Genomic DNA, 17,828 nt, shown 5'->3' with positions numbered 1-17,828 from the left:
CCCCCCCCCCCCCCCCCCCCCCCCCCCCCCCCCCCCCCCCCCCCCCCCCCCCCCCCCCCCCCCCCCCCCCCCCCCCCCCCCCCCCCCCCCCCCGGGGCAGCGAAGGGAGACTTCGGTGCGCAGGTTCCTGGACCGGCACTGGTACGCGTACGCGATGGTGCTGCCGGTCGTGGTGGTCATCGCGGTGTTGGTGCTGTTCCCGCTCGCCCAGGGCGTGTTCTTCACCTTCACCGACATCAACGAGGGCAACATCGCCAACCCGATCCTCGACCGGCCGGCGACCTACGTCTCCGTTGGCCTCGACAACTACCTGAACGTCCTGTCCGGCGACGCCAGCTACGGCGCGTTCTGGTCGACGCTGGTGCGCACGCTGGTGTGGACGTTCGGCTGCGTGTTCTTCCACTACACGATCGGCCTCGGCCTCGCGCTGCTGCTCAACCGGGAGGTGCGCGGCCGGGCGGCGTACCGGGTGCTGCTGATCCTGCCGTGGGCCGTGCCGGCGTTCATCAGCGCGTTCGCGTGGAAGTACATGTTCAACGCGCAGTACGGGATCATCAACCAGTTCCTGCGCTTCCTCGGCCTGGACGACCCGCCGGTGTGGCTCGGCCAGTCCGACTGGGCGCTGGTCGCGGTGATCATCGTCAACGTGTGGCTCGGCGTGCCGTTCATGATGGTGGCGCTGCTGGGCGGGCTCCAGTCGATCCCCGGCGACCTCTACGAGGCAGCCGAGGTGGACGGGGCGACGGCGTGGCAGCGGTTCCGCAACGTGACGCTGCCCGGCCTGCGGTCGGTGTCCAGCACGGTGGTGCTGCTGGGCATCATCTGGACGTTCAACATGTTCGCGATCATCTACCTGATCACCGGGCCGAACCCGAACACCCGGATCCTGGTGACCTACGCGTTCGAGCGGTTCTTCTCCGGCGCGTCCCGCGACTTCGCGGTGGCGTCGACCTACGGCGTGCTGATCCTGTCCGTGCTGCTCGTGTTCGCGGGCGTGTACCGGCGTGCGCTGCGCAAGCAAGGCGAGGTGTGGTGATGACGGTCGAAGCCGCTTCGTTGAAGGCGGTCCCGCGGGCCCGGGCGCCCAAGCGCTCGCAGCGGTCGCCCCTGGCCAGCGTCGGGCTGCACGCCGCGCTGGTGGTGGCGTCGCTCATCGCGGTGTTCCCGGTGTTCTGGGTGCTGGTGACGTCGTTCAAGCCGGACGCCAAGGCCGTGGAGACCACGCCGAAGCTGGTCAACGACTCCAGCCTGGACAACTACGGGCGCATCCTGGCGGGGGAGAAGGGCGACTTCCTCGCGTGGTTCGGCAACTCGGTGCTGATCGCGCTGATGACCACGGTGCTGGCGGTGTTCCTGTCGGCGACGACGGGCTACGCGGCGTCGCGGTTCCGGTTCCCGGGCAAGCGGTCGCTGATGCTGTCGTTCCTGGTCGTGCAGATGTTCCCGTTCGCGGTGCTGATCGTGCCGCTGTACAACATCCTGCTGGCGCTCGGGCTGCAGGGCACGTCGCTCGGCCTGGTGCTCGTCTACTGCACGACCGCCGTGCCGTTCTGCACGTACATGCTGAAGGGCTACTTCGACACCATCCCGACCGACATCGACGAGGCGGGGCGGGTGGACGGCCTGTCGCCGTTCGGCGTGTTCTGGCGGCTGGTGCTGCCCCTGGCCCGGCCGGGGCTGGCCGTGACGGCGTTCTACGCGTTCCTGACGGCGTGGGGCGAGGTGGCGTTCGCGTCGGCGTTCCTGTCGGCGGCGGACGAGTCGAAGACGCTGGCCGTGGGGCTGCAGGTGTTCGTCCAGCAGAACCGGACCGAGTGGGGCCACCTGGCGGCCGCCTCGATCCTGGTCGCGATCCCCGCGATCGTGGTGTTCTACCTGGTGCAGCGGTTCCTGGTGACGGGCCTGTCGTCGGGCGCGGTGAAGGGCTGATGCCGACGGGGGCCTCCGCCTCGTCGCGGAGGCCCTCCCATCACACCTCGATGATCTTGACGAGCGACTCCAGGCCCACGAAGTCTTTCGCGTTGCGGGTGTAGAGCGGCAGGTCGTGGCACGACGCGATGGCCGCGATCATCAGGTCCAACCTGCGCGAACGGGGATTGCGCTTGGCCGCGGTCGTCAGCTTGATCAGGCTGCCGTACCGGGTGGACGCGCTGCGGTCGAAGGGCAGCGGGTCGTAGTTCACCATCGCGGCACCCAGCCGCTTGGCCCGCACGTCGTGGGTCGTTGCGTCCACGGCCACCGCCAGACCGTGTTGCAGTTCGGCGAACGTGATGGTGGTCAGCTCGAAGATCTCCGGCAGGGCTTGCTCGTCCAGCAGGTCGAGGTCGATGTACGTGGAAGTGTCCAGGACGCCGGCATGGTGATCACCCACGGCTGCGCTCCCACGGGCCGTCGTCGCCGAGCTGGTCCTGGTTCCCGAAGAACTCGTCCGCTTCCCGGCGCATCTCCGCGTAGTCGACGCGCGGCAAGTGCTTGAGTCGTTCGATGACCTCCGCCGTGTTCAGCCCTCGCCTGTGCGTCGGCAGGCTCAGTTCGAGGGGCTCATCGCCGTCCTGAGTGATCTGGTAGGTCTCGCCCGCTGCGACGGCTTCCAGTACCTCGAAGAGGTTGTCGTTGAATTCCTGTTGGCTGATGACCTTCATGGCGGAGAGGTTAGGGAGCCGGCGCACCCCGCGCCAGCGGCAATACCGCTGGTCAAAGGCCTGGTCCGGACACCTCGAACGGGTGATCGCCGCCCCACCGGACCCGGTAGACAGCGGACATCGGCATGTCCTTCAGGAACGTCCAACCGACCGGGTGGCCGGCCGCGAGTAGGGTGCGTGCGGCGAACGTGCCGTGGGTACCGATGAGCACCACGCCACCGTCGTGCTCCTCGGCCACCGCCGCCAACGCCCGCCGCACCCGGTCGCTGAGCGCGGCCAGGCTCTCGCCGCCCGGCCGCGCGAAGTCCGGGTGGTCCCAGCTGTGCGCGTAGTGCCGCGCGTAGTCGGGCGTCGGTGGGATGCCCGAGTCCCACTCCCGCAGGTCCCACCTGGTCTCGACGGTCATGCCCAGGGCGTCGGCGGTCGGCTGCACGGTCTGAACGGCCCGCGGGTAAGGGCTCGACAGGACCGCCGTCGGACGCAGCGCCAGCAGCTCTTCCACCAGCTCACGCGCCTGGACCAGCCCCGACTCGCGCAACGGCCGGGCCAGCTCGTCCGGTCCGCCCGGGGTGGGTGCGACGGAGGTCGCGTGACGGACGAGCACCAGGGAAGCGGCCATGTTCCACCAGTACCAGGCGCTGAACCGATGCGGAACTAGACCAATTCACCCGTTCCCGTAAGCGCTTGCAATCCCTAGCGTTGCGGCAAAGCTCGGGTAGTGAAAGGTGCGTGGCATGGCTGAGGTCGCCTACGTCAAGGCTTCGCGGATCTTCTCCGGCAACCCGCCGGTCCGCGCGGTCGACGAGTTGTCGTTGGACGTCACCGACGGCGAGTTCCTGGTCCTGGTCGGTCCGTCCGGCTCCGGCAAGTCGACCGCGCTGCGGATGCTCGCGGGTCTGGAGGACGTGGACGAGGGCGCCATCCACATCGGCGGCAAGGACGTCACCAACGTCCCGCCCAAGGGCCGTGACATCGCGATGGTGTTCCAGTCCTACGCGCTGTACCCGCACATGACGGTCGCGGAGAACATGGGCTTCGCGCTCAAGCTGCGCGGCGTCAACAAGACCGAGATCCGGGAGAAGGTCGCCGAGGCGGCCAAGATGCTGGACCTCGAGAAGTACCTGGACCGCAAGCCGAAGGCGCTCTCCGGCGGCCAGCGGCAGCGCGTCGCGATGGGCCGCGCGATCGTCCGCGAGCCCTCCGTGTTCCTCATGGACGAGCCGCTGTCCAACCTGGACGCGAAGCTCCGCGTGGAGACCCGCGCGAACATCGCCGCCCTCCAGGCCCGCCTGGACACCACCACGATCTACGTCACGCACGACCAGGTCGAGGCCATGACCATGGGCCACCGGGTCGCCGTGCTCAAGGACGGCCTGCTCCAGCAGTGCGACACCCCGCGCGCGCTGTACGACAAGCCGGCCAACGCGTTCGTCGCCGGCTTTATGGGCTCGCCCGCGATGAACCTCAAGACCGTGCCGCTGACGTCGGAGGGCGCGAAGCTCGACGGCATCGTGGTGCCGCTGGAGCGCCGCGCGCTGGACAAGGCGGCGGGCGAGGGCCTGTCCGAGGTCACGTTCGGCATCCGGCCCGAGTCGCTGGCCCTGGTCAGCTCCTCGGAGCAGGGCATGGACATGACCGTCGAGCTGGTCGAGGAGCTGGGCGCGGACGCGCTCATGCACGGCTCGGTCCGCATCGGCGACGTGCCCGAGCGGTTCGTGGTCCGCGTCGACGGCCGCACGCCGCCCACCCTGGGCCAGACCGTCAAGGTCGCGGTGCGTGACGCCGGCGAGGTCCACCTGTTCCACCCGGAGTCCGGCCACCGCCTGACCGACTGACGATCTTCGAGCCCCAGGGGCCACCTCCCGTGCCGCGGTGAGGTGGCCCCTGGGGTGCGTAAAACACCCGGTCGGTGGGCGTGTCGGTAGCGGAGCGTTCTAAACTGAACTCGACAACGGTTTCCATTGCCTATGTGTCCGCCTGTCGAGGAGTGCTCTGATGACTGTCCGCAACGTGTTGCTCGGCGCGGTGGCCGCCGCGACCGCCGTCGCCCTCACCGCTTGCGGTGCCCAGGACACCCCCGCCGCGAACGACGGCACGATCAAGGTCGTCGCCTCCACCAACGTGTGGGGCAGCGTGGTCAAGGCCGTCGGCGGCGACGCCGTGCAGGTCAGCGCCATCATCGACGACCCGTCCGGCGACCCGCACTCCTACGAGAGCAAGCCGTCCGACCTGGCCGCGGTCCGCGACGCCAAGCTCGTCATCTTCAACGGCGGCGGCTACGACGACTTCTTCGCCACCCTGCTCGGCCCCGAGACCGAGGGCGCGAAGAAGATCGAGGCGTTCCCGGTGTCCGGCAAGGCCTCCGGGCACGAGGAGCCGGAGCCCTCGGGCGAGCCGGAGGGCGAGGAGCACCACGACCACGCCGTCAACGAGCACGTCTGGTACGACTTCGAGACCGTCCGCAAGGTCGCCGACCAGGCCGCGGTCGACCTCGGCGCGATCGCGCCGGACAAGAAGTCGACCTTCGAGGCCAACGCGAAGGACTTCACCGCCAAGCTGACCGAGCTGGAGCAGCGCGTCGAGGGCAAGGGCGCGGGCAAGAAGGTGGTGGCGACCGAGCCGGTGGCGCACTACCTGCTCGACACCGCGGGCGTCGAGGACGTCACGCCGGAGTCCTTCAGCGAGGCCGTGGAGAACGAGACCGACATCCCCGCCGCCGCGCTCGCCGACGTCACCCGGCTGATCGAGCAGAAGCAGGTCGCCGCGCTGGTCAACAACGCGCAGACGGAGAACGCGGGCACCCGGCAGGTCGTCGACCAGGCCAAGACCGCGGGCGTGCCGATCGCCGAGGTGACCGAGACGCTGCCGGAAGGCGTCACGGGTTACCTTGATTGGATGACGAAGCAGGTCGACTCGCTGGTGGGAGCGCTCGCGGCATGACGGCTCAGGTGGCGGACAGGTCCACGCGCGCGGCGGTCGCGCTGCGCGGCGCGCGGCTGTCCTACGGCGACCGCGTGCTGTGGGACGGGTTGGACCTGGACGTCGCCCCCGGGGAGTTCGTGGCCGTTCTCGGGCCGAACGGCTCGGGCAAGACCAGCCTCATCCGGGTGCTGCTCGGCCTGCAACCGCTGTCCGCGGGCACGGTCCACGTCGCGGGCGGCAACCGGCGCATCGGTTACATCCCGCAGCAGCGGGCGATCGACTCGAGCCTCGCGCTGCGCGGCCGCGACCTGGTCGGGTTCGGCCTGGACGGGCACGGCTGGGGCATCGGCTGGCGCACCCGCCGCGAACGCCGGGCCAGGGTGGACGCGGCGCTGGAGTCCGTCGGCGCGACGAGGTACGCCGACGAGCCCGTCGGCCTGCTCTCCGGTGGCGAGCAGCAGCGGCTGCGGGTGGCGCAGGCCCTGGTCGGCGACCCCGAGGTGCTGCTGTGCGACGAGCCGCTGCTCTCGCTCGACCTCGCGCACCAGCGCGTGGTCAGCGACCTGATCGACGCCCGGCGCCGGTCCGCGGGCACGGCCGTGCTGTTCGTGACCCACGAGATCAACCCGATCCTGCCGCTGGTCGACCGGGTGCTGTACCTGGTCGAGGGCCGGTTCCGGATCGGCGCGCCCGCCGAGGTGATGACCTCGCGGACGCTGACCGAGCTGTACCGCACGAACGTCGAGGTGGTCCGCGTGCGCGACCAGATCCACGTGGTCGGCGCGCAGCACGTGTGCGAGGACGAGCCGCACCACGTGGCGGGGTGAAGGGCTGATGGAGAACTTCTTCGACGTCGCGCAGACGCTGGACCTGCTGCGGTACGTCCAGCCGATGCTCGTCGCGGGCGCCGTGCTCGGGCTGGTGGCGGGGCTGCTCGGCCCGCTCGTGGTGACCCGCAAGATGGCGTTCGCCGTGCACGGCACGAGCGAGCTCGCGTTCACCGGCGGCGCGGCGGCCCTGCTGCTCGGCATCGGCGTCGGGTACGGCGCGCTGGCCGGGTCGGTCGTCGCCGCGCTGCTGCTGGGGCTGCTCAGCACGCGCGACTCGGACCGCGACTCGGTGATCGGCGCGATCCTGGCGTTCGGCCTCGGCCTGGGCGTGCTGTTCCTGGCCCTCTACAACGGGCGTGCGGCGAACAAGTTCGGCCTGCTGACCGGTCAGGTGGTCAGCGTCGGCTCGACCGACCTGTGGCTGCTCATCGGCGCGTCGGTGGCCGTGCTGGCGGTGCTGGCGGTCATCTACCGGCCGCTGCACTTCGCCAGCGTGGACGCCGCCGTGGCCGTGGCGCGCGGCGTGCCCGTGCGGGCCCTGTCGGTGGTGTTCGCGGTGCTGGTGGGCGTGGCGACGGCGTTGAGCGTGCAGCTGGTGGGCGCGCTGCTCGTGCTGTCGCTGATGATCACGCCCGCGGCGGCGGCGACCAGGGTCACCGCGAGCCCGCTGCGGGCCACCGTGCTGGCCGTGGTGTTCGCCGAGGTGTCCGTGCTGGGCGGGATGATCCTGTCGCTCGCGCCCGGCATGCCGGTGAGCGCGTTCGTCACCGCGGTCTCGTTCCTGATCTACCTGGTCTGCCGGCTGATGAGCGGCAAGCGGGAAAGGGTCCAGTAGCACGTTTGGAACGCGCCGCGAGTGGGTAAGCCCGGGTGGAGGGGGCACCGGAGGCCCGATCGCGGGGCGCGGGCCGCGCGGAGACGACGGGTGCCATGCGAAGCACGACGACCACGTCGGCCGACCACCGCGGTCGCGGTGGCGGGCACGGCTGTGCCCTCGGGCAGGCCCTGCGCCGTCACGCCCGCCACGCCCGCGTGCCGAACGGTCGGGCCCGAGAGGTGGGGGACTTACGCGGTCCGGGTGACCTCGGCGGCCCCCGCCTGGTCCCCGGCGTCCTCCGCCACGGGCTGGTCGCCCCGCGGCGCGGGCAGCAGCCGGATCTCGCCACCGGCGACCCGCACCTGGTTGCGCCCGTTCTCCTTGGCCGCGTAGAGCGCCGCGTCGGCGAAGTGCTGGGCGTCCTGGAGGCAGTCGCCGTTGTCCGGCAGCACGGCCACGCCGATGGACGCCGAGATGGCCCGCACGTCCGGCCCGTCCGCCGTCAACGGCAGGTTCCGGCCGCGCAGGGTGACGGTGTTGCGGTGCTTGTCGGTGGTCATCACGGACATCTCGCCGATCGCCTCGCGCACCCGTTCGGCGATGGCCGTGCCCTGGGCCAGGCCCGTGTCGGCGAGCACGACGACGAACTCCTCGCCGCCGTCGCGCCCGGCCACGTCACCCGGCCGCAGCTTCTCCCGCAGGATCCGGCCCACCTCGGCCAGCACCGCGTTGCCCGCCGGGTGGCCCCAGGTGTCGTTGATCCGCTTGAAGTGGTCCAGGTCGATGGCCAGCACGGTCACCGGCTGGTTGTCGTGGCGGCACCGGTCGGTGAGCCTGCTCCCGTACTCGGCGAGGCCGTTGGTGTTGAGCAGCCCGGTCCGGTAGTCGGTGTGCGCGTCCTCGGCCAGCCGCGCCTGCAGCTGCTCCTGCTCGCGCAGCAGCCGCTCGAGGTGCGCCCGCCGCTGCGCGGCGTGGTAGAGCAGCGAGTTCACCAGGATCACCGGGAAGACCAGCAGCAGCGGACCCACCCAGTGGGTGGTCATCAGCATGCCGAGCATCGCGCCCGCGCCGAGCGTGCTCAGCTCCAGCATGTTGTCCGCGCGCGAGCCCAGGAACTCCTGGATGCGGGTGTGCGGGGTGACGATCTTCAACGCGACGGCGATGTTCATGCCCTGCGCGCCCCAGTTGACCACCCCGGCCACGATGAGCACGAGCACGAGGCCCAGGTCGGTCGGGATGCTCCCGGTGGCGAGCAGCGACGTCCCGGACAGGTGCACCACGGCCCAGGCCAGCATGGTGCCGCCGAGGATGCTCGCGGAGCTGAACACGAACCGGTACGGCTGGCGTCGCGCGATCGGCTGGATCAGGATCCGCATCCAGACCGTGGCCAGCACGGCCAGCGCGCCGGGCAGCGCGATGGCGGCGGCGAACGTCCAGACCGACGTCAGGTCGATGTGCGGACCGGCCGACTCGTTGCGCCGCGACTCTTCGGCCCGCCGAACGATCATCAGGTGCACGGTGATGGCGAACATCACCGCGCAGAATCTGAGCCAGTCGGCGTTCGAGACCGAGTCGAGGCCGGTGAGCAGCCAAATGGCGGCAGCCGCTACCGCCGATTCGATGAAGAAGAAGTACGCCAGCGCGGCCGGTCGCAAGCTCCACAGATCCCAGTTGCGAATCGAGGGCCGGCCGACTGCCCCAGAGGGCTTCTGGTCAGTCAAACTGTTCTTCACCACGACCCCCTACCCTCTGCCCGGCGCCGCGTGGCGAACGCCGTTCGCAGCGGCACGTCCGTGCCCGAGATGCGCACTGAGGAGGTGTTCGCCATGCGCAACCGCGACATGTGAGCCGCTCCCTCCATCCCGGACCGAATGTTCACCGTACGTGCCCGCGGGCTAGCGGGCCGCAGCCGAGGGGTCCTTCATGTTTGACAATCGCGATATGTGATGAGTCCGTTTCAGATCGCCACCGCTTTCGGATCGTTCCGGGTGCGGGCCCGTCGCCAGGCTACGGTCGCCTGCGTGGCGAGCAACAGCCCGATGCCGCCTGCACCCGCGATCGTCGCGGTCACCGAGCCGATCGAGTGCGCCACGACACCGGCCAACGCCATCCCGCCGCCCTGCGACGAGCGCAGAGCGGCACGGCCGATGCCGTACGCGCGACCGCGGTAGGCGTCGGGCAGGATGCGCATCCACGCCGAGCGAGCGGGCGTGTGGTACGCGCCGGCCATACCGGCGATCACCAGTAGTGCGATGGTCCAGGTCAGGTTCGGGTGCAACGCGAACATGACCAGAGGGGCCAAGGACAGTATGGCGAGCGGGCCGATCAGCCGCTCGCGCTTCGCCGGATCGCGCACCAACCGGAACAGCACGGCCACGCCGAGGACGTTGGCGGCGGGCTCGATGGCCAGGATCAGGCCCACGGCCCACACCGCGTCCAGACTCGCCGCCAGGGGCACGGCGAGTCCCTCCGGGACCATGGCGAGGCCGGCGAGCAGGCGCATGCCCATCAGGCTGCGCAGCCGCGGTTCCGTGACCAGGAGCGTGAACGCTCCCTTCGGGCCTTCGGGATCCCGTTTCGCGCCGCGCGGGTCGGCGGCCGGCCGGTGCTTGACCGACAGCTGCACCAGGATCGCCACCCACACGAACGAGGCCGCGTCGATCGCGAGCGCGACGCCCGCGCCGGCGTTCGTGACGAGGAAGCCCGCGGCGGCCAGGCCGACCATCTGGGCGACGTCCACCGACGTGCCGAACAGCGCCACGCCGTCGTCGTAGCGCTTGTCCGGCAGCACGTGGGGCAGGCTCGCCTCCTGCGCCGCCAGGAACGGCGAAGAGATCATCAGCACGAGGACCAGCAGCACGATCATCAGCCACAGCGGCGCGCCGGGAATGGCCATCAGGCCGACCAGGGCGGCTTGCAGCCACGCGCACCACACCATCACCGTGCGGCGGGGGAACCGGTCCGCGACCCAGCCGAGCAGCGGTCCGGAGACCAGCGGCGGGAACAGCGTCAACGACCACGTGAGGGCGGTCCACGCGGCGGACTGGGTGCGCTCGAACACCAACAGGGAGAGCGCGACCGCCGCGAGTTGATCGCCCACGGTGGACACCGTCGAGCCGATCCACATGCCGCGGAACTCGCGGTTGCCCACGAGCGCGCGGATGGTCCCCCCGGAAGTCACAACTCCCCCAGGTTGGTCGGCCCCGATGAGTGAGTCACGTTACCCCCACCCGAAGTAACAATTCCCTCGGTTAGCACGGTAGAAGCTGCCGGATGTGCAATCTCTGTCCTACCACACTGTGTACCCGAACGGAGCAGGTCGGTTACATAAAGTAGTTACAACGGCGAAAAATCGCCCACTTATTCTTGACAGTTGACGGTAGGTGACACGGCGTGAGCAACCCTCGCCTACCCTATGTCGACCGCGACCTCCATTGGGCGCGGAGGGCTGGTCCGACCGGGCCAGCGCGTTCCTGCGGTCGCCGACGGCGTCGGGCCGGTTGGTGAGTCAATTGTTGAACATCGCCCGCTTGTCGATCTTCGCAACCGGTGGTGGGGCGATCTTCAGAACTGGTAGTAGAGGAACGGGCTGAACGTGCCGCTGGCGACGAGGATCGCCGCGTAGCCGACGCCGACCGTCATCAGCGAGACCCTGGCCGCGGTGGCGATCTTGTCCCGGGAAGACTCCAGGTAAGGCCCGCTCACCGGGTGATCGGGCATTGCGACAATCGCCAGCGCGAGCACCAGCAGCACAATGCGCTGATTGGTCGCCGCGGCCGCGACGGCGTCGGTCAACCCGCCGAAATCCGGCAACAACATGTGGCCGATGATTGTGAACGCCGTACCGAGATCGGCGGATCGGAAGAACACCCAGCCGATTACCACCAGCAGCATGGTCAGGACCCGGCGGGCAATTCGGGTGCGGGTGGCGGCCGGCGCCGAATCCCAGCCGAATCGGCGCTCCAGCACGAGCAGCCCGCCGTGGAACAAACCCCACACCAGGAACGTCCAGTTGGCGCCGTGCCAGAAACCGGTCAGCACGAAAACGATCGACAGGTTCCGGTAGGTCTGCACCACGCCGCCGCGGTTGCCGCCGAGCGGGATGTAGACGTAGTCGCGGAACCAGCGCGACAGCGACATGTGCCAGCGGCGCCAGAAGTCGGTGATCGTGACCGACGAGTACGGGCGGGCGAAGTTCTCCGGCAGCCGGAAGCCCAGCATCCGGCCGAGGCCGATGGCCATGTCGGAGTAGCCGGAGAAGTCGAAGTACAGCTGGAGCGTGTAGCCGATCGCGCCGAGCCAGGCGATGGACGTGGTCATCTCGTCGGCCGGGGTGGCGAAGCAGGCGTCGACCATCGGCGCGAGCGAGTCGGCGATGATCACCTTCTTGCACAGGCCGAGGGCGAACCGGGGGAAGCCGGCGGCGACGTCGTCCCAGCGGTGCAGGCGGGGCTGCGGCAGCTGGTCGGCGATCTCGCGGAACCGCACGATCGGACCGGCGACCAGTTGCGGGAACATCGCGATGTAGGTGACGAAGGCGACCGGCTCGCGCAGGGCCGGCCGTTCGCCGCGGTACACGTCGACCACGTACGAGATGTGGTGGAACGTGTAGAAGGAGATGCCGATCGGGAGCGCGAGCTCGACCACCGGCAGGTCGGCGCCCACGACGGCGGCGATGTCGTGCAGCTGCCCGGTGGCGAACCCGGCGTACTTCCAGATCAGCAGCACGCCGAGGTTGAGCGCGATCGAGCCGACCAGGACCAGGCGGCGATCGCCCGGCGCGCCCGGCTCCAGCCGCCGCCCGGCCAGGTAGTTGACCACCATGCAGGCGAGCAGCAGCAGCGTCGTGCCGCCCGCGCCGGAGACGTAGAACAGCAGGCTCGCCACGGCGACCACGCCGTTGCGCCAGTTCCTGGGCGTGACGAGGACGGTCGCGAGCACGACCGGGAGGAAGAACCACAGGAACAGCGGGCTGGCGAAGGACATCGCCGCAGACCCTATCCGCCGGTCACGCCCCGGCGGTCCGGATCACCCAACAAACGGTGCACCTCACACCGCGCCCGTGGGTCGAGGTTCAAGAAGAGCAAAGAGAAGAGAGTCCTCGCCGGACAGGCAGATCAGCAGGATGACGTCCGGGTGGGTATGCGCCGGGCTCGTTGTTGGTCGGGTTTCGTGTCATCCCGCCGACCTCCACAAGGGCGGGATGACACGAAGCCCTTCTGTTGGGAAGGGCGTGGGTGCAGGTGAGGGGGTGTGGGTGCTAGGCGCGGGTGTCGAGGCGGCGGCGGCGGGCGACTTCGGCCAGGACGACGCCGGCGGCGACGGAGGCGTTCAGCGATTCCACGCCGGCGGACATGGGGATGGAGACCGTTTGGTCGCACGTCTCCTTGACGAGGCGGGAGAGGCCGCGGCCCTCGGAGCCGACGACGACGACCAGTGGGCCGGTGGCCAGGTCGAGGCCGTCCACGTCGACGTCGCCGTCCGCGTCGAGGCCGATGACCATCAGCCCGGCGTCCGCCCACTCCTTGAGCTGGCGGGTCAGGTTCGTCGCGACGGCGATCGGCATCTTGGCCGCGGTGCCCGCGCTGGTCCGCCACGCGACGGCGGTGATGCCCGCCGAACGGCGTTGCGGCAGGACGACGCCGTGGGCGCCGAAGGCCGCTGCCGAGCGCACGACCGCGCCCAGGTTGCGGGGGTCGGTCACGCCGTCCAGCGCCACCAGCAACGGCGGCACGCCGGACTCGTTCGCGATCTTGAGCAGCTCACGGGGCTCGGCGTACTCGTAGGGCGGCACCTGGAGGCCGAGGCCCTGGTGCATCGCGCCGCCGGTGATCCGGTCCAGCTCTCCGCGCTGCACCTCCAGCACGGAGATGCCGCGCGTGGCCGCCAGCTGCACGGCCTCGGCGACCCGGTCGTCCGCGTCGATGCCCAGCGCCACGTACAGCGCCGTCGCCGGGATGTCGGCGCGCAGGCACTCGACCACCGGGTTGCGACCGGCCACGGTCTCGGGGCCGTTCTCGGCGGCCTTGCGCCGCTGCGAGCGCACCTGCTCGGCCTTCGCCGCCGCGGTCGCCCGCTTGTAGGCGGGGTGGTTCGGTCGTTCGGTCGCCTTCGGCGTGGGGCCCTTGCCCTGCAGGCCCTTCGACTTCTGTCCGCCGGAACCGACGACCGCGCCCTTCTTGGAGCCGGGGTTGCGCATGGCGCCCCGGCGCTTGGAGTTACCAGCCACGAGCTCAGTCGTCCTTCAACGTCCACAACGGACCGTCGGGGGTGTCCTCGACGGCGATACCGGCCAGCAGCAGGTGATCGCGCAGCGCGTCCGCGCGCGCGAAGTCCCTGTCCTTGCGGGCCTGCGACCGCTCTTCGAGCAGCCGTTCCACCAGCACGCCCAACGCGCGCCCGCCCGTGCCGCCGGCCGCGGCGTCGTGCCACAGCGGCGACAACGGGTCCAACCCGAGCACGCCGGTCATCGCCCGCACCGACTCGGCGGCGGCACGCGCGCCCAGGTCGTCACCGGACTCCAGGGCCGTGTTGCCCTCGCGCACCCGCTTGTGGATGGCGGCCAACGCGCCCGGCGTGCCCATGTCGTCGTCCATCGACGCCACGAACGCGGGCGACAGCTCGCCGTCCGCGCCCACGGCGCCCGTGCGCTCGACCACGCGCCGCAGGAACGACTCGACGCGGCGGTAGGCCGACACCGACTCGTCCAACGCCTCGGGCGAGTACTCGATCGTCGACCGGTAGTGCGGGCCGACCAGGTAGTAGCGGAGTTCGGGGGCGCGGACGCGCTCCAGCATCGCCGGGATCGACACCGTGTTGCCCAGCGACTTCGACATCTTCTCGCCGCTGAGCGTCACCCAGGCGTTGTGCATCCAGTACCGGGAGAAGCCGTCGCCGGCCGCGCGCGACTGCGCCTGCTCGTTCTCGTGGTGCGGAAAGATCAGGTCGATGCCGCCGCCGTGGATGTCGAACGTCCCGCCGAGGTACGCGGTCGCCATCGCCGAGCACTCCAGGTGCCAACCCGGCCGGCCAGGGCCCCACGGCGTCGGCCACGACGGCTCGCCCGGCTTCGCCGCCTTCCACAGCGTGAAGTCGCGCGCGTCGCGCTTGCCCGTCGCGGCGGACTCGCCCTGGTGCACCTCGTCGAGCTTCTGCCCCGACAGCGCCCCGTACTCGGGGAACGACGTCACGGAGAAGTACACGTCGCCGTCGGAGGCGTACGCGTGGCCCTTCTCGATCAGCCGCTCCATCAGCTCGACCATCTGCGTGACGTGGCCCGTCGCGCGAGGGGAGTAGGACGCGGGCAGGCAGCCCAGCGCGTCGTAGGCGTCGTCGAAGGCCCGTTCGTGCTGGTAGGCCCACTCCCACCACTCGGCGCCGTGCTCGGTGGCCTTGGCGAGGATCTTGTCGTCGATGTCGGTGACGTTGCGCACCAGCCGCACGGTCGAGCCGTCACGGGCCAGCCAGCGCCGCAGCACGTCGAAGTTGAGGCCGCTGCGCACGTGCCCGATGTGCGGAACGCCCTGCACCGTGGCCCCGCACACGTAGATCGACGCCGTTCCGCTGACCTGCGGGACGAACTCCCGCATGGACCGGGTCGCGGTGTCGAAGAGGTGGAGGCTCACGTGAAGATGGTACGGGCGGTGACCAGTCGGGGTTGGATCGCCCGGTCAAAGGTGCTTGCGGAGGACCTGCAGCAGGGCGTCCGGACGGCTGCCGGTCGGGAGCGGGTCGACGATCTCGACCTGGCACCCGATCGCCGCCGCGCCGCCGTCGGCCTCGGGGCTGTCGCCGATCATGAGCGCCTCGGTGGGGTGCACGCCCAGGCGGTCGCAGGCGATGCGGAACAGCTTGGGGTCCGGCTTGACGAAGCCCTCCTGGTAGGAGAGCACGAACTCGTCCACCCGGTTCTCGACGCCGTGCCGGGCGAAGACCGCGGCGATGTCCCACGCGATGTTGCTGACGACCGCGGTCGGCAGCTCGGTGCCCAGCGCCTGCGCGGTGTCCGGGTACGGCTGCCAGAACGGCGGGCTGCACAGGTCGGCGTAGAACTGGGCCGGGTCCTTCGCACCCGCCTTCGCCAGCACGGCGAGGTGCATCTCGCGGTGCGAGTCGGGGTCGAGGTCACGCCGTTCCCACTGCGCGGGGTCGATGTCCAGCCCTTCCGCCAGGCCGACGGGCGCGGTGAGCGCCCGCATCAGCTCGGCGTGGGCGGCCAGCGAGTCGTGCTCCAAGCGGAACAGGGTGCCGGAGAAGTCGAAGAGCACGGCGCGGATCGTCACGGAAAACACGCTACGTGGTCGGGACATCGGAGGTCTCGGGAGCGCGACGAAGCGAGACCAGCCTCACTGCCGGCTCAGGCGGCGTTGCCGGTGACCTTCGTCGGGGTCAGGCGGAGCACCACGCGGACCTTGCCGGGCGCGTCGGCGGGGTAGTCCTGGCCCAGGTACTTGTGCGACAGGTCGTTGGCCAGGGTGCGGCCGGCGTCCTCGACGATCGTCACGGTGCCGCGCACCTCCGCGTAAACCTCCGGGTCGGCGTGGCTCCACACGCTCACGCTGGCCCGCGCGTCACGGCGGAGGTTGCGCTCCTTCACCCGGTCGCGCAACGTCGAGAACAGCAGGTCGTCGCCGTCCCGGGTGACCCACACCACCGATGTCTGCGGGCTGCCGTCCGGGTTGATCGTGGCGAGGACGGCGTAGTTCCGCTCGTCGACCAGGGCACGCGTCGCCGCGCTGAGGGTGATCGGCACGCGGGTCAGGCTAGTGGGACGAGCAGCGCGGTGGCCACGGCGGCGATGCCCTCGCCGCGCCCGGTCAGGCCGAGGCCGTCGGTGGTCGTGCCGCTGACCGACACCGGGCCGCCGACCGCTTCCGACAGCACCTTCTGTGCCTCGTCACGGCGCTTGCCGATCTTGGGCGCGTTGCCGATGACCTGCACGGCGGCGTTGCCGACGCGGAAGCCCGCCTCCTCGACCAGGCGACGTGCCTCGGCCAGGAACTCCACGCCGTGCCGCCCGGACCAGCGCGGGTCGCTCGTGCCGAACACCGCGCCGAGGTCGCCGAGGCCGGCGGCGGACAGCAGCGCGTCGCACAGCGCGTGCGCGGCCACGTCGCCGTCCGAGTGGCCGGCGCAGCCGTCCGCGTCGTCCCAGCGCAGGCCGGCCAGCCAGCACTCCCGGCCGCGTTCCACTTGGTGGACGTCCGTGCCGATGCCCACTCTGGGGATCACGGTGCTCCTCGGGTGCCGACCAGCAGCGCCTCGGCCACGGCCAGGTCGAACTTGGTGGTGATCTTCATGGCGTCGGGGTGGCCCGGCACGGTGACGACCGGCACGCCGAGCCGTTCGACCAGGCCCGCGTCGTCCGTGGCGTCCGAGCCTGCCTCATGCGCGCGCAGCAGCACGGCCGCGTCGAAGCCCTGCGGGGTCTGCACGACGCGCAGCGCGGCGCGGTCCGGTGTGGCGAGCACCACGCCGTCGGCGTCGACCTGCTTGACCGTGTCCACGACCGGCAGCACGGGGATGACGGCCGGGTGACCTGCGGCGACGGCGTCCACCACGGCGCTGACGACGGCGGGCGGCGTGAAGGCGCGGGCCGCGTCGTGAACGAGCACGATAGAAGTGTCGGGGATCTCACGCAGGGCGTAAGTTAGGGCCAGGCGCACCGAGTCCGACCTCTCGGCGCCACCGGCCACGACGTGCACCGCCCCGTCGGCTGGGGCCAACGGGGCGGTGACGGTACTCACAACGTCCACATCGGACGGCGGTGCGGCGATCACGACGTGCCGCACGCGACCGGAGTCGAACAGGCCGCGCACCGCACGCACGAGCAGCGGAACGCCGTCGACCGGCACGAGCGCCTTGGGCATGCCATAGCCCAGCCGCTCACCCCGGCCCGCCGCGGGCACGAGCGCGACCACACCCATGTTCGCGGTTTCCGAGATGGTGGGTGGAACGATCAGGACGCGGTAGCCAGGACCTCGTCGAGGAGGACCTCAGCCTTGTCCTCGTCGGTGCCCTCGGCCAGCGCCAGTTCGCTAACCAGTATCTGTCGAGCCTTCGCCAGCATCCGCTTCTCACCAGCGGACAGTCCGCGATCCTTCTCGCGCCGCCAGAGGTCGCGCACCACTTCGGCCACCTTGTTCACGTCACCGGACGCGAGCTTCTCGAGGTTGGCCTTGTACCGCCGGGACCAGTTGGTCGGCTCCTCCGTGTGGGGAGCACGCAAGACCTCGAAGACCTTGTCAAGACCCTCCTGGCCGACGACGTCACGAACGCCCACGATCTCGGCGTTGTCGGCGGGGACGCGAACCGTGAGGTCGCCCTGGGCAACCTTGAGGACGAGGTACTTCTTCTCCTCGCCCTTGATCACACGGGTCTCGATTGCTTCGATGAGAGCGGCACCGTGGTGCGGGTAGACGACGGTCTCTCCGACCTTGAAAACCATGTGTCCTCTGCCCCTTTCGCTAACCCCATCCTAACACGCCGAGCAATCCCCTCATCGGCCTGTTGAGATCAGTTAGCGCTGGTCAGGGCCGCGTGGGGGGTTGACAAATCACCCGGTCGCATGCAACGCCCGTGGTCGATCTTGCTCCACTGTGGACGTGCGGGCGGGGG

The 17,828-nt window shown here is 70.3% G+C and carries 19 protein-coding genes; 6 read left to right on the top strand and 13 right to left on the bottom strand.

Features of this window, described 5'->3' with window-relative positions; all coding sequences use genetic code 11:
- The first annotated feature begins 115 nt into the window (after nt 1-115).
- Together ACZ7GX_RS17745 and ACZ7GX_RS17740 are read left to right on the top strand one after the other, a co-directional pair.
- Complete coding sequence (locus ACZ7GX_RS17745) at nt 116-1,036, top strand: carbohydrate ABC transporter permease (RefSeq protein WP_498777868.1); 921 nt, start codon at nt 116-118, stop codon at nt 1,034-1,036.
- Nucleotides 1,036-1,929, top strand: coding sequence for a sugar ABC transporter permease (locus tag ACZ7GX_RS17740; RefSeq protein WP_498777866.1), 894 nt, complete (start codon nt 1,036-1,038; stop codon nt 1,927-1,929). Before ACZ7GX_RS17745 ends, ACZ7GX_RS17740 begins: the two co-directional genes overlap by 1 nt.
- A gap of 40 nt (nt 1,930-1,969) precedes the next feature.
- Here the strand turns inward: ACZ7GX_RS17740 and ACZ7GX_RS17735 are convergent, their stop codons facing one another.
- The 3 genes from ACZ7GX_RS17735 to ACZ7GX_RS17725 are packed head-to-tail and all read right to left on the bottom strand — an operon-like array spanning nt 1,970 to nt 3,261.
- Nucleotides 1,970-2,371, bottom strand: coding sequence for a PIN domain-containing protein (locus ACZ7GX_RS17735; protein ID WP_498777864.1), 402 nt, complete (start codon nt 2,369-2,371; stop codon nt 1,970-1,972).
- On the bottom strand, nt 2,364-2,642 hold the full coding sequence (locus ACZ7GX_RS17730) for a type II toxin-antitoxin system Phd/YefM family antitoxin (RefSeq protein ID WP_498777862.1): 279 nt from the start codon (nt 2,640-2,642) through the stop codon (nt 2,364-2,366). Before ACZ7GX_RS17730 ends, ACZ7GX_RS17735 begins: the two co-directional genes overlap by 8 nt.
- Before the next feature lie 52 nt (nt 2,643-2,694).
- The gene (locus ACZ7GX_RS17725; protein ID WP_498777860.1) at nt 2,695-3,261 is read right to left on the bottom strand and encodes a histidine phosphatase family protein; all 567 of its coding nucleotides are present in this window, start codon (nt 3,259-3,261) and stop codon (nt 2,695-2,697) included.
- A 115-nt stretch (nt 3,262-3,376) separates the two neighbouring features.
- Here ACZ7GX_RS17725 and ACZ7GX_RS17720 point away from each other — a divergent pair, with 115 nt between their 5' ends.
- The 4 genes from ACZ7GX_RS17720 to ACZ7GX_RS17705 all read left to right on the top strand — a co-directional run bounded on the left by ACZ7GX_RS17720 (nt 3,377) and on the right by ACZ7GX_RS17705 (nt 7,229).
- Entirely contained in the window at nt 3,377-4,477 is a 1,101-nt protein-coding gene (locus tag ACZ7GX_RS17720) for an ABC transporter ATP-binding protein (protein ID WP_230569934.1), read from the top strand.
- Between the two features lie 160 nt (nt 4,478-4,637).
- Nucleotides 4,638-5,582, top strand: coding sequence for a metal ABC transporter solute-binding protein, Zn/Mn family (locus ACZ7GX_RS17715; RefSeq protein WP_498777857.1), 945 nt, complete (start codon nt 4,638-4,640; stop codon nt 5,580-5,582).
- A complete protein-coding gene (locus ACZ7GX_RS17710; RefSeq protein WP_498777855.1) occupies nt 5,579-6,391 on the top strand; it encodes a metal ABC transporter ATP-binding protein in 813 nt (270 codons plus the stop codon). Before ACZ7GX_RS17715 ends, ACZ7GX_RS17710 begins: the two co-directional genes overlap by 4 nt.
- A gap of 7 nt (nt 6,392-6,398) precedes the next feature.
- Nucleotides 6,399-7,229, top strand: coding sequence for a metal ABC transporter permease (locus tag ACZ7GX_RS17705; RefSeq protein WP_498777853.1), 831 nt, complete (start codon nt 6,399-6,401; stop codon nt 7,227-7,229).
- A 230-nt stretch (nt 7,230-7,459) separates the two neighbouring features.
- On the opposite strand, the gene ACZ7GX_RS17700 is transcribed toward ACZ7GX_RS17705, so the two are convergent.
- The 10 genes from ACZ7GX_RS17700 to ACZ7GX_RS17655 all read right to left on the bottom strand — a co-directional run bounded on the left by ACZ7GX_RS17700 (nt 7,460) and on the right by ACZ7GX_RS17655 (nt 17,658).
- Nucleotides 7,460-8,866 carry a GGDEF domain-containing protein gene (locus ACZ7GX_RS17700; protein ID WP_498777851.1) on the bottom strand — a complete coding sequence of 469 codons (1,407 nt, stop codon included), beginning with the start codon at nt 8,864-8,866 and terminating at the stop codon, nt 7,460-7,462.
- Nucleotides 8,867-9,168: 302 nt separating this feature from the next.
- Nucleotides 9,169-10,392 (bottom strand): MFS transporter, encoded by a 1,224-nt coding sequence (locus ACZ7GX_RS17695; RefSeq protein ID WP_498777849.1) that lies wholly within the window; start codon nt 10,390-10,392, stop codon nt 9,169-9,171.
- 383 nt (nt 10,393-10,775) lie between these two features.
- Complete coding sequence (locus ACZ7GX_RS17690) at nt 10,776-12,197, bottom strand: MBOAT family O-acyltransferase (protein WP_498777847.1); 1,422 nt, start codon at nt 12,195-12,197, stop codon at nt 10,776-10,778.
- Between the two features lie 274 nt (nt 12,198-12,471).
- Complete coding sequence (gene rlmB / locus ACZ7GX_RS17685) at nt 12,472-13,440, bottom strand: 23S rRNA (guanosine(2251)-2'-O)-methyltransferase RlmB (protein ID WP_498777845.1); 969 nt, start codon at nt 13,438-13,440, stop codon at nt 12,472-12,474.
- 4 nt (nt 13,441-13,444) lie between these two features.
- On the bottom strand, nt 13,445-14,836 hold the full coding sequence (gene cysS, locus ACZ7GX_RS17680) for a cysteine--tRNA ligase (protein ID WP_498777843.1): 1,392 nt from the start codon (nt 14,834-14,836) through the stop codon (nt 13,445-13,447).
- 45 nt (nt 14,837-14,881) lie between these two features.
- Nucleotides 14,882-15,493, bottom strand: a complete 612-nt coding sequence (locus ACZ7GX_RS17675) for an HAD family hydrolase (RefSeq protein ID WP_498777840.1) — start codon at nt 15,491-15,493, stop codon at nt 14,882-14,884.
- Between the two features lie 74 nt (nt 15,494-15,567).
- Nucleotides 15,568-15,963, bottom strand: a complete 396-nt coding sequence (locus tag ACZ7GX_RS17670; RefSeq protein ID WP_498777838.1) for a PPOX class F420-dependent oxidoreductase — start codon at nt 15,961-15,963, stop codon at nt 15,568-15,570.
- Nucleotides 15,964-15,968: 5 nt separating this feature from the next.
- A complete protein-coding gene (gene ispF, locus ACZ7GX_RS17665) occupies nt 15,969-16,442 on the bottom strand; it encodes a 2-C-methyl-D-erythritol 2,4-cyclodiphosphate synthase (RefSeq protein WP_498777836.1) in 474 nt (157 codons plus the stop codon).
- Complete coding sequence (gene ispD / locus ACZ7GX_RS17660) at nt 16,439-17,137, bottom strand: 2-C-methyl-D-erythritol 4-phosphate cytidylyltransferase (protein WP_498777834.1); 699 nt, start codon at nt 17,135-17,137, stop codon at nt 16,439-16,441. Before ispD ends, ispF begins: the two co-directional genes overlap by 4 nt.
- Before the next feature lie 32 nt (nt 17,138-17,169).
- On the bottom strand, nt 17,170-17,658 hold the full coding sequence (locus tag ACZ7GX_RS17655) for a CarD family transcriptional regulator (protein ID WP_012782996.1): 489 nt from the start codon (nt 17,656-17,658) through the stop codon (nt 17,170-17,172).
- Nucleotides 17,659-17,828 lie beyond the last annotated feature (170 nt).

The sequence above is a fragment of the Actinosynnema sp. NPDC037264 genome (assembly GCF_055603705.1).
The sequence above is the reverse complement of the archived record's forward strand: the minus strand, read 5'-3'. Positions and strand labels throughout refer to the sequence as shown.